The following is a 13,589-nucleotide window of genomic DNA, read 5'->3' on the forward strand; positions in this document are numbered from 1 at the left end:
AACGATGCACATGCACGCGCCTATCGCACCCGCCGCCGGTTCCCATGGCGGCAAGCCGCTGCCGGGAGAAGTCTTCGGCGCCCTGATCAACCTGTCCGGGCGTCGCCGCTTCACCTCGCAGCGGCTGGTGCTGTACGCCGTGCTGGCATCGCAGCAGCAGGAAGGGGCGGCGGCCATCGCCCACGAGACGCTGGCGCTGTTCCGCGGCGCCCACAAATCGCTGCTGACCGACGGCGACGGCCTGCCGGGCGTGTTCTGCCCGGAGCTGGAGCAGGCTTACTTCGGCAAGCTGCAGGGCGACCGTGAAATCACCGCCTTTGCCGACCTGGCCGAGCGCACCCTGAAGGCGATCGCGCAGGACGCCGGCGACAGCGGCACACTGCTGGCGGAGCTGGTGCGCATCACCACCCCCACGCTGGCCATTCTGAACCAGATCACCGGCATCTACGAAGAGCAGGCCAGGCTGCACGCGCGCTTGATGAAGAAACAACTACGCGGCGTGATTACCGATATTGAAACCATCAACCGCCAGGCGCGCATGGTGGCCTTCAACGCCCGCATCGTCGCGGCGCGGGCCGGCCAGGCCGGCAAGGAATTCTCGGTGGTGGCCGGCGTTCTGTCCAACATCAGCGGCGAAATCGACGAGATGGTGGCGGCCGCGCTGGCCGCCGCCGGCTGACCCCGCTGCACCGCTGGTGCGCACCGATAGCGTGCACGGTGCACCGCAACATTGCAGTGCACCGTTTTGTTTTTACTGCGCCCAACCCGCATTTTTCCGTCGTTTCCCTCTGTAGCCAGCCGTTTTAAGGAGCTGGCACAGCTCTTGCAAAGGATAGGGCAAGGGATCAACGGCGATCTCCCGGAAATACACGAATTCATGGCTGGTCCAAGGACGGACTGGCAGGACAACGGCGTCCGCCCAACCCGGTCTTGTGACCTGTGGTTGTGCGGACGCCTTTTTGTTTTCTGAACGGGATAAAAAAATGGCCAGCAAAGCTACCAGCATCAAGCTCTTTTCGATTTCAACGCCTCAGATGCGGGCGTTCCACTTGACCTGGATGGCGTTCTTCGTCTGCTTCTTCGCATGGTTCGCCTGCGCGCCGCTGATGCCGGTGATTAAAGGCGAATTCGGCCTGACGCCGGCGCAGATCGCCAACATCAACATCGCTGCTGTCGCTGTCACCATCATCGTGCGCCTGATTATCGGCCCGCTGTGCGACCACTTCGGCCCGCGCAAGGCCTACACCGGCCTGCTGCTGCTGGGTTCCATCCCGGTGATCGGCGTGGCCTTCGCTCAGACCTACGAAAGCTTCCTGTTCTTCCGCCTCGCCATCGGCGCGGCCGGCGCCAGCTTCGTCATCACGCAATACCACACCTCGGTGATGTTTGCGCCGAACGTGGTGGGCACGGCCAACGCTGCCGCCGCAGGCTGGGGCAACGCCGGCGGCGGCGCCGCGCAAGCCGCCATGCCGCTGCTGATGGCCGCCATGATCATGCTGGGCGTGAGCGAAGGCTTCGGCTGGCGCGCCGCCCTGATCGTGCCGGGCATCCTGATGATCATCATGGCCGGCGTCTACTACCGCTACACCCAGGACTGCCCGCAAGGTAACTTCAAGGAACTGCGCGCCGCCGGCATCACCATCGACGGCGGCAAGAAAGGCGGCTGGGATTCGTTCAAGCTGGCCGCCGCCAACTACCGCGTATGGCTGCTGTTCATCACCTACGGCGCCTGCTTCGGCATCGAGATCTTCATCCACAACATCGCCGCCACCTACTACGTTGACCACTTCAAGCTGACGCTGGCGCAGGCCGGCATGGCGGCGGGTTCCTTCGGTCTGCTGGCGCTGTTCGCCCGTGCACTGGGCGGCTGGGTATCGGACAAATTCGCCGCCGCCGGCAACCTGAATAACCGCGTCAACCTGCTGTTCGTGCTGATGCTGGGCGAAGGCGCCGGCCTGCTGATGTTTGCCCACGCCGGCAACGCCACCCTGGCCATCTGCGCCATGCTGTTCTTTGGTCTGTTCACCCACATGGCTTGCGGCGCAACCTACGCCGTGGTGCCTTTCGTCGACAAGCGCGCCCTGGGCGGCGTGGCCGGCATCATCGGCGCCGGCGGCAACGTGGGCGCGGTCGCAGCCGGCTTCCTGATGAAGGGCACCGGCGACGTGCAGCAGACCCTGAGCATCCTGGGCGTATTGGTCGGCATCTCCGCCCTGTGCGCACTGGCCGCGCGCTTCAGCGCCGCCGCCGTAGAAGAATCCGCAATCGCCACCAAGCTGGCAGCTTAATAGGACTAGCATCATGAAAATTATCGTTATCGGCCACGGCATGGTAGGCCACAAATTCCTGGAAAGCTTGGCTAACAGCGGCACGCCGAACCTGCAAGTCACGGTATTGTGCGAAGAGCCGCGTCCCGCTTACGACCGCGTGCACCTGTCGGAATTCTTCTCGGGTAAATCGGCCGAAGACCTGTCGCTGGTGAAGCCGGGCTTCTTCGAACAAAACGACAGCATGGTGCTGCGCCTGAACACCCGCGCCACCGCCATCGACACCAAGGCCAAAACCGTCACCACCGGCGAGGGCGAGGTTCTGTCTTACGACAAACTGGTGATCGCCACCGGCTCCTATCCATTCGTGCCGCCGCTGCCGGGCAAGGACCGCAAGGACTGCTTCGTCTACCGCACCATCGAAGATCTGGAAGCCATGCTGGAATGCGGCCAGCGCGCCAAGACCGGCGTGGTGATCGGCGGCGGCCTGCTGGGCCTGGAATGCGCCAAGGCCCTGCGCGACATGAATCTGGAAACCCACGTGGTGGAATTCTCGCCGCGCCTGATGGCGGTGCAGGTGGACGATGGCGGCGGCCGTGTGCTGCGCCGTAAGATCGAGGACCTGGGCGTGACCGTCCACACCGGCAAGAACACCACCGCCATCGTCGATGGCGTGGCCGCCACCCATCGCATGGAGTTTGCCGACGGCGGCCATCTGGAAGCCGACATGATCGTGTTTTCGGCCGGTATCCGCCCGCGCGACATGCTGGCCAAGGAAGCCGGCCTGACCATCGGCCCGCGCGGCGGCATTGAAATCAACAACAACTGCGTCACCTCCGACCCGCACGTCTACGCCATTGGCGAGTGCGCGCTGTGGGGCGGCATGATCTTCGGCCTGGTGGCTCCGGGCTACGAGATGGCGCGCGTCGCCGTCAAGCACATGCTGGGCGAAGCGGCGGAGTTCTCCGGCGCCGACATGAGCACCAAGCTGAAACTGATGGGCGTGGACGTGGCCTCGATCGGCGACCCGCACGGCAAGGAAGAGGGCAGCCACTCCTACCAGTTCATCGACGAGCGCAAACAGATCTACAAGAAGATCGTGGTGTCGAGCTGCGGCAAATACCTGCTGGGCGGCGTGATGGTGGGCGACGCCACCGAATACGGCACCCTGCTGCAAATGATGCTGAACAAGATCGAACTGCCGGAATCGCCGGAGTTCCTGATCCTGCCGCAATCGGACGGGGCGGCCAAGCCGGCGCTGGGCGTGGATGCGCTGCCGGACTCGGCGCAGATCTGCTCCTGCAATAACATCTCCAAGGGCCAGCTGTGCGCCGCTGTGCAAAATGGCGCCACCACCATCGGTGAACTGAAGTCGTGCACCACCGCCGGTACGGCGTGCGGCGGCTGCGTGCCGCTGGTGACGCAGGTGATGAAGGCCGAGATGAAGAAGCAGGGCATGGAAGTCAACAACCATGTGTGCGAGCACTTCGCTTACTCGCGCCAGGAGCTGTTCCACCTGATCAAAGTCGGCAAGATCACCACCTTCAACGATCTGCTGCACAAGCATGGCAAGGGCCTGGGTTGCGACGTGTGCAAACCGCTGGCCGCCAGCATTCTGGCCACCATCAACAACGAATTCGTTCTGAAGAAAGAACACGCCAGCCTGCAGGACACCAACGACTACTTCCTCGGCAACATCCAGAAGGACGGCACCTACTCGGTGGTGCCGCGCATGCCGGGCGGCGAAGTCACCGCCGATGGCCTGATCGCGGTAGGCCAGGTGGCCAAGAAGTATGGCCTGTACACCAAAATCACCGGCGGCGCCCGCGTCGACATGTTCGGCGCCCGCGTGGAACAGCTGCCGCTGATCTGGGAAGAACTGATTGCCGCCGGCTTCGAATCCGGCCACGCTTACGGCAAGTCGCTGCGCACCGTGAAGTCCTGCGTCGGTTCGACCTGGTGCCGTTACGGTGTGGATGATTCGATCGGCCTGGCCGTCGAGCTGGAAAACCGCTACAAGGGTCTGCGCACGCCGCACAAGATCAAGTTTGGCGTATCCGGCTGCACCCGCGAGTGCGCCGAGGCGCAGGGCAAGGACGTCGGCGTGATCGCCACCGAAAAGGGCTGGAACCTTTATGTGTGCGGCAACGGCGGCATGAAGCCGCGCCACGCGGAACTGATCGCCACTGAACTGGATAAAGCCACCCTGATCCAGTACATCGACCGCTTCCTGATGTTCTACAGCCGCACCGGCGACCGCCTGCAGCGCACCAGCACCTGGCGCGAAAACATGGAGGGCGGCCTGGATTATCTGAAGGATGTGATCATCAAGGACAAGCTGGGTATCGCCGCCGAGCTGGAAGCCGACATGCAGCACGTGGTCAACACCTACGCCTGCGAGTGGAAAGAAGCGGTCGAGAATCCGGAGACCCGCAAACGCTTCCGCCACTTCGTCAACAGCGACAAGAGCGACCAGAACGTGCTGTTCATGGAGGAGCGCGGCCAGATCCGCCCGGCCACCATCGAAGAACGCAAACGCGTTATCCCTATCGCAGTCAAGGCAGCTTGAGGAGAAAATTATGCACCGTGATATTCAAACCGATAACTGGATCGCCGTCTGCAACCTGGACGACATCGTCCCCAACACCGGCGTATGCGCGCTGCTGAACGATGAACAAGTGGCGGTGTTCCACGTCGACGACGGCGGCCCGCGCGTGTTCGCCATCGATAACTACGATCCGAATTCGGAAGCCTCCGTGCTGTCGCGCGGCCTGGTGGGTTCGCTGGGCGAGCGCATCGTGGTGGCGTCGCCGATCTACAAGCAGCACTTCGACCTGCAAACCGGCGAGTGCCTGGAAGCGCCGGAGCATTCGGTGGCCACCTATCCCGCCCGCATCGACGGCGGCAAAGTCTGGGTAGGCCTGTGAAACTAAATCCGTCATTCCGGCCTTCGCCGGAATGACGGCGGTGGGAGTTAGCGATATGAAGCCATCCTTAGTTGTAATCGGCAACGGCATGGCCGGCATGCGTACGGTGGAGGAACTGTACAAGCTGGCGCCGGATATGTACGACATCACCGTGTTCGGCGCCGAGCCGCACGGTAACTACAACCGCATCCTGCTGTCGCCGGTGCTGGCCGGCGAGAAAAGCATCGACGACATCATGCTCAACACGCGCGAATGGTACGTCCAGCACAACATCACGCTGCACGCCGGCGATCCGGTGGTGCACATCGACCGCCGCAAGCGCATCGTGCGCGCGCAGTCCGGCCTGGAGGTGCGCTATGACCGCCTGCTGATCGCCACCGGCTCCAAGCCTTTCATCATCCCGGTGCCGGGCCACAAGCTGGATGGCGTGCTGGCCTTCCGTGATATTCAGGATGTGGAAACCATGCTGGCCATGGCGCGCAATCACCGCCACGCGGTGGTGATCGGCGGCGGCCTGCTGGGCCTCGAAGCGGCCAATGGCCTGCAACGTCAGGGCATGTCCGTGACGGTGGTGCACGTGACCGACGCGCTGATGAACCAGCAGCTCGACAAGCCTGCCGCGCTGCTGCTGCAAAAAGCGCTGGAAGCCAAGGGCCTCAAGTTCATGATGGAGGCGCAGACCGAAGAAATCCTCGGCCCTGACCGCGTGACCGGCGTGCGCTTCAAGGACGGCACCGTGATCCCGGCCGACCTGGTGGTGATGACCGCCGGCGTGCGTCCGAACATCGAACTGGCCAAGGCTGCCGGCCTGCATTGCGAACGCGCCATCGTGGTTGACGATACCCTGCAAACCTACGACCCGCGCGTGTACGCCGTGGGCGAATGCGTGCAGCACCGCAGCGCCACCTTTGGCCTGGTCGCGCCGATCTGGGATCAGGCCCGCGTGTGCGGCGCCCACCTGGCCGGCGCCGGCGTGCGCCGCTATGTGCAATCGACTTCGCCAACGCGCCTGAAAGTGACCGGCGTCGATCTGTACTCGGTCGGTGATTTCATCGGCGGCGAAGGCAGCGAAGACCTGGTGCTGCGCGATGCGCGCCGCGGCGTCTACAAGCGCCTGGTGTTGAAGGACAACCGCGTCACCGGTGCCGTGCTGTATGGCGATGTGAAGGACGGCCCGTGGTACTTCGGCCTGATCCAGAACCGCGCCGACATCACGCCGATCCGGCAAACCCTGTTATTTGGCGAAGCCCTGTCCAACCGGGCCGCCTGAATTCTGCCTGACATTAAGCGAGAAGCATTGTGAACCTGTCCACCGACCATCTGGCTATCCGTACCACCTGTGCATACTGCGGCGTCGGCTGCGGCGTGCAGGCCACGCCGCTGGCCGACGGCGCGATCGCCATCGCCGGCGACAAGCTGCACCCGGCGAACAAAGGCCGTCTGTGCGTGAAAGGTTCTGCACTGGGCGAAACCGTGGGGCTGGAAGGCCGCCTGTTGTACCCGCAAGTGCGCGAGGCCGATGGCTTGCGCCGCACCTCCTGGGATGAAGCGCTCGGCAAAGTGGCCGATGCGTGGAAAACCATCATTGCCGAACACGGCCCGGATGCGGTTGCGCTGTACGTCTCCGGCCAGTTGCTGACCGAAGACTACTATGTCGCCAACAAGCTGATGAAGGGCTACGTCGGCAGCGCCAACATCGACACCAATTCGCGCCTGTGCATGTCGTCCGCCGTGGCGGGCTACAAACGCGCCTTTGGCGAAGACCTGGTCCCGGTCTGCTACGACGATCTGGAGCTGGCCGACATGATCGTGCTGGTGGGCTCCAACACCGCGTGGTGCCACCCGATCCTGTTCCAGCGCATCCTGAAAGCCAAGGAAGCGCGCCCTGAGCTGAAGCTGGTGGTGATCGATCCGCGCCGCACCGCCACCTGCGAGCTGGCCGACCTCCACCTGCCGGTCAAGGCGGGCACCGACGTGTGGCTGTTCAACGGTTTGCTGAGCTATCTGTCGCGTATTGGCGCGGTCGATCCGCGCTTCATCGAGAATCACACCAACGGTTTCGACGCCGCGCTGGACGTGGCCAATGCCGATTGTGCCGATCCCGCGGTGGTCGCCAAAATCTGCCGCATCGAACTGCCGGTGCTGCTGGAGTTCTACGAACTGTTCGCCGCCACCCGCAAGACCATCACCGCCTACTCGATGGGCGTGAACCAGTCCTCGGCCGGCACCGACAAGGCCAACGCCATCATCAACTGCCACCTGATCGGCGGCCGTCTCGGCAAGCCAGGCATGGGGCCGTTTTCCATCACCGGCCAGCCGAACGCCATGGGCGGCCGTGAAGTCGGCGGCCTGGCCAATATGCTGGCCGCGCACATGGACCTGGAGCGCGCCGAACACCGCGAGGTGGTGCAGACGTTCTGGGAATCGCCGGTCATGGCCGACCAGGGCGGCCTGAAAGCGGTTGACCTGTTCAAGGCCATCGAGGAAGGCAAGGTCAAGTCGGTGTGGGTCATCGCCACCAATCCGGTGGTCAGCCTGCCGGACGCGGATCAGGTACGCCGCGCGCTGGACAAGTGCGAGCTGGTGATCTCCTCCGACATCATGCAGAACACCGACACCACCGCCTACGCCGACGTGCTGCTGCCGGCTTTGGGCTGGGGCGAGAAGGATGGCACGGTGACCAATTCCGAGCGCCGCATCTCGCGTCAGCGCGCCTTCCTGCCGGCGCCCGGCGAAGCGCTGCCGGACTGGAAGATCCTGTCGCTGTTCGCGCAGCGCATGGGGTACAGCGGTTTCGATTTCAGCGGCCAGCACGACGTGTTCGACGAACACGCGCGCCTGAGCGGTTTCCGCAACGCCGTGGGCGACGTGCCGCGCGCGTTTGACATGTCCGGCCTCGGCGGTCTGAACCAGCGCGAGTACGACGATCTGGAGCCGACCCAGTGGCCGGTGCGCCGCGCTGCTTCCGGCGAGCTGCAGATCGAAACCCGTTTGTTCAAGGATTATGTGTTCGCCCACGCGGACGGCAAGGCGCGCTTCATCGCCACCGCGCCGCGCCTGCCAAAGCACGCCGTCAGCGAAGATTATCCATTGTCGCTCAACACCGGCCGCGTGCGCGATCAGTGGCACACCATGACCCGCACCGGCAAGTCGGCCACGCTGGCCGATCACATCGCCGAATCGTTTGTCGACATGCACCCGCAGGACGCGCTGCTGAGCGGCGTGCGCGAGGGTGAACTGGCGCGCATCACTTCCGAGTGGGGCGCCATGGTGGCGCGCGTGCAGCACGGCGGCGGCATCCCGCGCGGCAGCGTGTTCATTCCGATCCACTGGAACGGCCAGACCGCCTCCGACGCCCGCGTTGGCGCGGTGGTCAATCCGGTGGTGGATCCGGTGTCGGGCGAGCCTGAGTTCAAACACACGCCGGTGCGCGTGGAGCAGTTCCGCGTCAACTGGCACGGCTTCATCCTGAGCCGCGCGGAAGTGAACCTCGACAGCGTGGCGCATTGGACCCGCATCCAGGGCCGCGAATTCGCACGCTACGAGCTGGCCGGCCGCAACACCATCAAGGATTATCCGGCCTGGGCGCGCGCCCTGCTGGGCGTGGCGGATCTGGACGCCGACTGGCTGGAATACGAAGACCGCACCGCCGGCGTGTACCGCGCCGCGCACGTGGTGAACGACCGCATCGATCAGTGCATCTTCGTCTCGCCGCGCCAGGACATGCCATCGCGCGCATGGCTGGCCAGCCTGTTCGCCAAGGAGCAGTTGAGCGAAATCGATCGCGTCGGCCTGCTGGTCGGCATGCCGGTGGAGAAGGGCGCGGACACCGGTCCTACTGTGTGCTCGTGCTTCGGCGTCGGCCGCAACACCATCTGCAACGCCATCGTCGAGAAGGATCTGAAGACGGTGCCGGAGGTGACGGCCTGCCTGAAAGCCGGCGGCAACTGCGGTTCCTGCGTCCCGGAGATCAAGAAGATCCTGGTGCAAACCCGCGTGGAGGCCGCCGAAGCGCAGTAAGAAAGGTTGCGATTATGGTAAGCTAGACTTGTCTATCGCAACCTTGAGTGCACCATGTCTATCCGTGAAAATTTCTCCGATGCCGATATGGACCAGTGGCTCAACGATAACCGAGTCACTGAAATTGAATGCCTGGTGCCCGACCTGACGGGTGTGGCGCGCGGGAAGATCCTGCCGCGCGCCAAATTCACGCAGGAGCGCGGCATGCGCATCCCCGAGGCGGTGCTGGGCATGACCGTCACCGGCAATTACCCGACCGAGGACGCGGCCTACGACCGCGCCATCTCCAACACCGACCGCGACATGATCCTGCGCGCGGACCCGGGCAGCATCACCACCGTGCCGTGGGCCATCGATCCGACCGCGCAGGTCATCCACGATTGCTACTTCGCCGACGGCACGCTGGTCGACTTTGCGCCGCGCTCGGTGCTGCGCCGCGTGCTGAAACTGTATGCCGATAAAGGCTGGAAGCCGATCGTCGGGCCGGAGCTGGAGTTCTACCTCACCGAAAAAAACATCGACCCTGACCTGCCACTGAAAGCGCCGGTGGGCCGCAGCGGCCGTTCCGAGACCACGCGCCAGGTCTACAGCATCGACGCCGTCAACGAATTCGATCCGCTGTTCGAGGACATTTACGACTACTGCGCGCTGATGAATCTCGACGTGGACACGTTGATCCACGAAACCGGCGCCGGCCAGATGGGCCTCAACTTCCAGCACGGCGACGCCATGGCGCTGGCCGACAATGTGTTCTATTTCAAGCGCACCTTGCGCGAAGCGGCGCTCAAGCACGATATGTACGCCACCTTCATGGCCAAGCCGATGGCCGGCGAGCCCGGATCGGCCATGCACGTGCACCAGAGCGTGAGCGACGTCGCCAGCGGCCGTAACATCTTTAATTTGCCTGATGGGTCGCCGTCGCCGCACTTCCGCCATTACATCGGCGGCTTGCAGCGCTATACGCCGGCGGCGATGGCCATTCTTGCGCCGTATGTGAACTCGTACCGCCGCATCGTGCGTCACACGGCGGCGCCGATCAATATCCAGTGGGGCATGGACAACCGCACCGTGGGCTTCCGCATTCCCATCTCCGGCGTGGAGCAGCGCCGGGTGGAAAACCGCATCATCGGCGCCGACGCCAATCCGTATCTGGCGATGGCGGTGACGCTGGCCTGCGGCTATCTCGGCATGATCGACCAGCTGGAGCCGACCGCCATGTACACCGGCAGCGCCTACGACCACGTGTACGAGCTGCCGCAAGGTCTGCCGCAGGCGCTGAAGCTGATGCGGCAGGAAGACCGCCTGCGCGATGTGCTGGGCGAGCGCTTCGTCGATGTCTACACCGCAATCAAGGAGCTGGAGCACCAGGAATTCATGACCGTCATCAGCCCATGGGAACGGGAGCACTTATTGCTGCATGTTTGAGCGCTGGCTTTATAATCACAGGTTTGGCCTATATCCTTTTAATTTTCTAACAACATGACCATAGAGCGAGCTGCTGAACCTTTCCTCCTGATCAAGAACCTGGTGAAGGAATTCGATGGCGTGCGTGCCGTCAATGACGTATCAGTTGCGATCAACAAGGGCGAAATCTTCGCACTGCTGGGCAGCTCGGGCTGCGGCAAGTCGACCCTGTTGCGCATGCTGGCCGGCTTTGAAACGCCGACTTCCGGCAGCATCACGCTGGCCGGACAAGATATCGTCAGCGTGCCGCCGTACCAGCGCCCCATCAACATGATGTTCCAGTCGTACGCGTTGTTCCCGCACCTGTCGGTGTGGGACAACATCGCCTTCGGTCTGCGCCGCGACGGCCTGCCGAAGGACGAAATCGCAGCGCGCGTGGAGAAGATGCTGTCGCTGGTGCAGTTGACCGACTACGCCAGGCGCAAGCCGCACCAGCTGTCCGGCGGCCAGCAGCAGCGCGTGGCGCTGGCGCGTTCGCTGGCCAAGCGTCCGCAGTTGCTGCTGCTGGACGAGCCGCTGGGCGCACTGGATAAGAAGCTGCGCGAGCGCACGCAGATGGAACTGGTCAGCATCATCGAAGAAGTGGGCGTGACCTGCGTGATGGTGACGCACGATCAGGATGAAGCCATGAGCATGGCCACCCGCATCGCCGTCATGAGCGCGGGCCGCATTCTGCAAGTGGGCGCGCCGGACGAAATCTACGAGACCCCGAACTGCCGCTTCGTGGCCGACTTTATCGGCAGCGTGAACCTGTTCAACGGCAGCGTGGCGGAAGATGAGTCGGACCACGTCATCATCGATACGCCGGAAGGCAGGCATTACGTCACCCACGGAATTACCGGCACCATGGGCATGCCGGTGTCGGTGGCGGTGCGTCCCGAGAAGATCGCGGTGCAGGCCGATGCGCCGATGCAGGAGCAGCGCGCCAAGGCCGCGGAACATGGCTACAACTGCGTGCAGGGCGTCATCACTGGCATCTCCTACTTCGGCAACGAGACCAGCTACCACATCACGCTGGACAGCGGCATGGTGCTCAAGGCCTCGCGCACCAACGTGGCGCGCCACGACGATGCGGCGTTGAAGCGCGATCAGCGCGTCTACGCATGGTGGGACGGCGCCGATGTCGTCGTGCTGACCAGCTAAGGCAGGGCGCACATGAACTTCCTCAAGAACCTGTTCAAGCATCCGGGGCGCGCGACGGTCATTGCCGTGCCGTTCCTGTGGCTGACCTTTGCTTTCCTGATTCCGTTCCTGATCGTTTTGCGCATCAGCTTTACCGATCTGGATTCCGGCGATGGCAGCCCGTTCGGCACGCTGATGACGGTGGTGGACGGCGTGATCACGCTGAAGGTGAAGATCGCCAACTACCTGTACATCGCGCAGGACGAGCTGTATGCGATCACCTATCTGAACTCGATCAAGTTTGCCGCCATCACGGCGGCGCTGTGCCTGGTCATCGGCTATCCGTTCGCGTACTTCATGGCGCGCGCCAAACCTGCTGTGCGTCCGGTACTGCTGATGCTGGTGATGATGCCGTTCTGGACATCCTTCCTGCTGCGTATCTACGCGTGGAAGGGCATCCTGGCCAACAACGGTATCCTCAACAGCTTCCTGACCGACATCGGCATGATCTCCGAGCCGCTGCACCTGATGAACACCAAGTTCTCGCTGATCATCGGCATGGTGTACGCCTACCTGCCGTTCATGATCCTGCCGCTGTATGCGAATCTGGTGAAGATGGACGTGCGCTTCATTGAAGCTGCCGCCGACCTGGGCGCGACGCCGTGGCAGACCTTCTGGCGCGTGACCGTGCCGCTGTCGAAGTCGGGCATCATCGCCGGCACCATGCTGGTGTTTATCCCGGCGGTGGGCGAGTACGTGATTCCTGAGCTGCTGGGCGGCCCGGAAACGCTGATGATCGGCCGCCAGCTGTGGGACGAATTCTTTACCAATAACGACTGGCCGCTGGCGTCTTCGGTGACGGTGGTGGTGATTCTGCTGATCCTGGTGCCGATGGCGATTTTCAATAAATATCAGGCGGAACAGGAGGCGCGCAAATGACGCAGTTTCTGCATCGCTGGTTCGGGCGCGGCTGGCTGTCGCTCGGTTATCTGTTCCTGTACATCCCGATCGTGGTGTTGGTGGTGTTCTCGTTTAACAGCTCGCGCCAGGATATGGTGTGGAGTGGTTTCTCGCTGCAGTGGTATGCGGCGCTGCTGAACGATGCGGAAATCATCAGCGGCTTCGGGCTGTCCTTGCGTATCGCGCTGCTGACGGCTTGCGGCTCGGTCGTCCTTGGTACGTTTGCGGCCTTTGTGCTGGACCGCTACCAGCGCTTCGCCGGCCGCACGCTGTTCACCGGCATGGTGAGCGCGCCGCTGGTGATGCCGGAAGTGATCATCGGCTTGTCGCTGCTGCTGATGCTGGTGTCGGTGCAGAAGATGTTCGGCTTCCCGGAGCGTGGCCTCGTCACCATCTGGCTGGGCCACACTTTGCTCGGTATGGCGTATGCGACGGTGGTGGTGCAATCGCGCCTGCGTGAGATGAACAAGTCGCTGGAGGAAGCGGCGATGGATCTGGGCTGCCGTCCGTTCCAGGTGTTTTTCCTGGTGACGCTGCCGAACATCAAGCAGGCCTTGGGTTCGGCGTGGCTGCTGACCTTCACGCTGTCGCTGGATGACGTGGTGCTGTCGGCCTTCCTGTCCGGCCCCGGCTCGTCGACCATGCCGATCGTGATCTTCTCGCGCGCGCGCCTGGGCCTCGATCCGCGTGTGAATGCGGTGGCGGCGCTGACGATTCTGGTGGTCTCAATCGGCGTAATCGCATCGAGCCTGTACATTGCCCGCGCCGAGCGTCTGCGTTCCAGACAGCTGGCGGCTGCGGCCAAGGGCTAGCCTCTATCCCAGGTAGC

Annotated in this window: 10 protein-coding genes; all 10 read left to right on the forward strand. The window is 63.3% G+C overall.

Annotated features, from left to right (window positions below):
• Window positions 1-10: 10 nt before the first annotated feature.
• The 10 genes from ABDW57_RS01130 (at window position 11) to ABDW57_RS01175 (ending at window position 13,572) form a co-directional block, all read left to right on the forward strand.
• Entirely contained in the window at window positions 11-679 is a 669-nt protein-coding gene (locus ABDW57_RS01130; RefSeq protein ID WP_343728368.1) for a methyl-accepting chemotaxis protein, read from the forward strand.
• A 304-nt stretch (window positions 680-983) separates the two neighbouring features.
• Window positions 984-2,288 carry an MFS transporter gene (locus ABDW57_RS01135; protein ID WP_343728369.1) on the forward strand — a complete coding sequence of 435 codons (1,305 nt, stop codon included), beginning with the start codon at window positions 984-986 and terminating at the stop codon, window positions 2,286-2,288.
• 13 nt (window positions 2,289-2,301) lie between these two features.
• Window positions 2,302-4,836, forward strand: coding sequence for a nitrite reductase large subunit NirB (nirB, locus tag ABDW57_RS01140; RefSeq protein WP_343728370.1), 2,535 nt, complete (start codon window positions 2,302-2,304; stop codon window positions 4,834-4,836).
• A gap of 10 nt (window positions 4,837-4,846) precedes the next feature.
• Window positions 4,847-5,194 carry a nitrite reductase small subunit NirD gene (gene nirD / locus ABDW57_RS01145; RefSeq protein ID WP_343728371.1) on the forward strand — a complete coding sequence of 116 codons (348 nt, stop codon included), beginning with the start codon at window positions 4,847-4,849 and terminating at the stop codon, window positions 5,192-5,194.
• Window positions 5,195-5,249: 55 nt separating this feature from the next.
• Window positions 5,250-6,464: an FAD-dependent oxidoreductase gene (locus ABDW57_RS01150; RefSeq protein WP_343728372.1), complete on the forward strand. Its 1,215-nt coding sequence runs from the start codon at window positions 5,250-5,252 to the stop codon at window positions 6,462-6,464.
• A 29-nt stretch (window positions 6,465-6,493) separates the two neighbouring features.
• A complete protein-coding gene (locus tag ABDW57_RS01155) occupies window positions 6,494-9,214 on the forward strand; it encodes a molybdopterin-dependent oxidoreductase (protein WP_343728373.1) in 2,721 nt (906 codons plus the stop codon).
• A gap of 54 nt (window positions 9,215-9,268) precedes the next feature.
• Window positions 9,269-10,639: a glutamine synthetase family protein gene (locus tag ABDW57_RS01160; RefSeq protein ID WP_343728374.1), complete on the forward strand. Its 1,371-nt coding sequence runs from the start codon at window positions 9,269-9,271 to the stop codon at window positions 10,637-10,639.
• 54 nt (window positions 10,640-10,693) lie between these two features.
• Window positions 10,694-11,821 carry a polyamine ABC transporter ATP-binding protein gene (gene potA, locus ABDW57_RS01165; RefSeq protein ID WP_343728375.1) on the forward strand — a complete coding sequence of 376 codons (1,128 nt, stop codon included), beginning with the start codon at window positions 10,694-10,696 and terminating at the stop codon, window positions 11,819-11,821.
• A 12-nt stretch (window positions 11,822-11,833) separates the two neighbouring features.
• Window positions 11,834-12,739: an ABC transporter permease subunit gene (locus tag ABDW57_RS01170; RefSeq protein WP_343728376.1), complete on the forward strand. Its 906-nt coding sequence runs from the start codon at window positions 11,834-11,836 to the stop codon at window positions 12,737-12,739.
• Window positions 12,736-13,572, forward strand: coding sequence for an ABC transporter permease subunit (locus ABDW57_RS01175; RefSeq protein WP_343728377.1), 837 nt, complete (start codon window positions 12,736-12,738; stop codon window positions 13,570-13,572). Before ABDW57_RS01170 ends, ABDW57_RS01175 begins: the two co-directional genes overlap by 4 nt.
• Window positions 13,573-13,589 lie beyond the last annotated feature (17 nt).

The sequence above is a fragment of the Duganella sp. genome (assembly GCF_039595735.1).
In the GTDB taxonomy this organism is placed as follows: domain Bacteria; phylum Pseudomonadota; class Gammaproteobacteria; order Burkholderiales; family Burkholderiaceae_D; genus Rugamonas.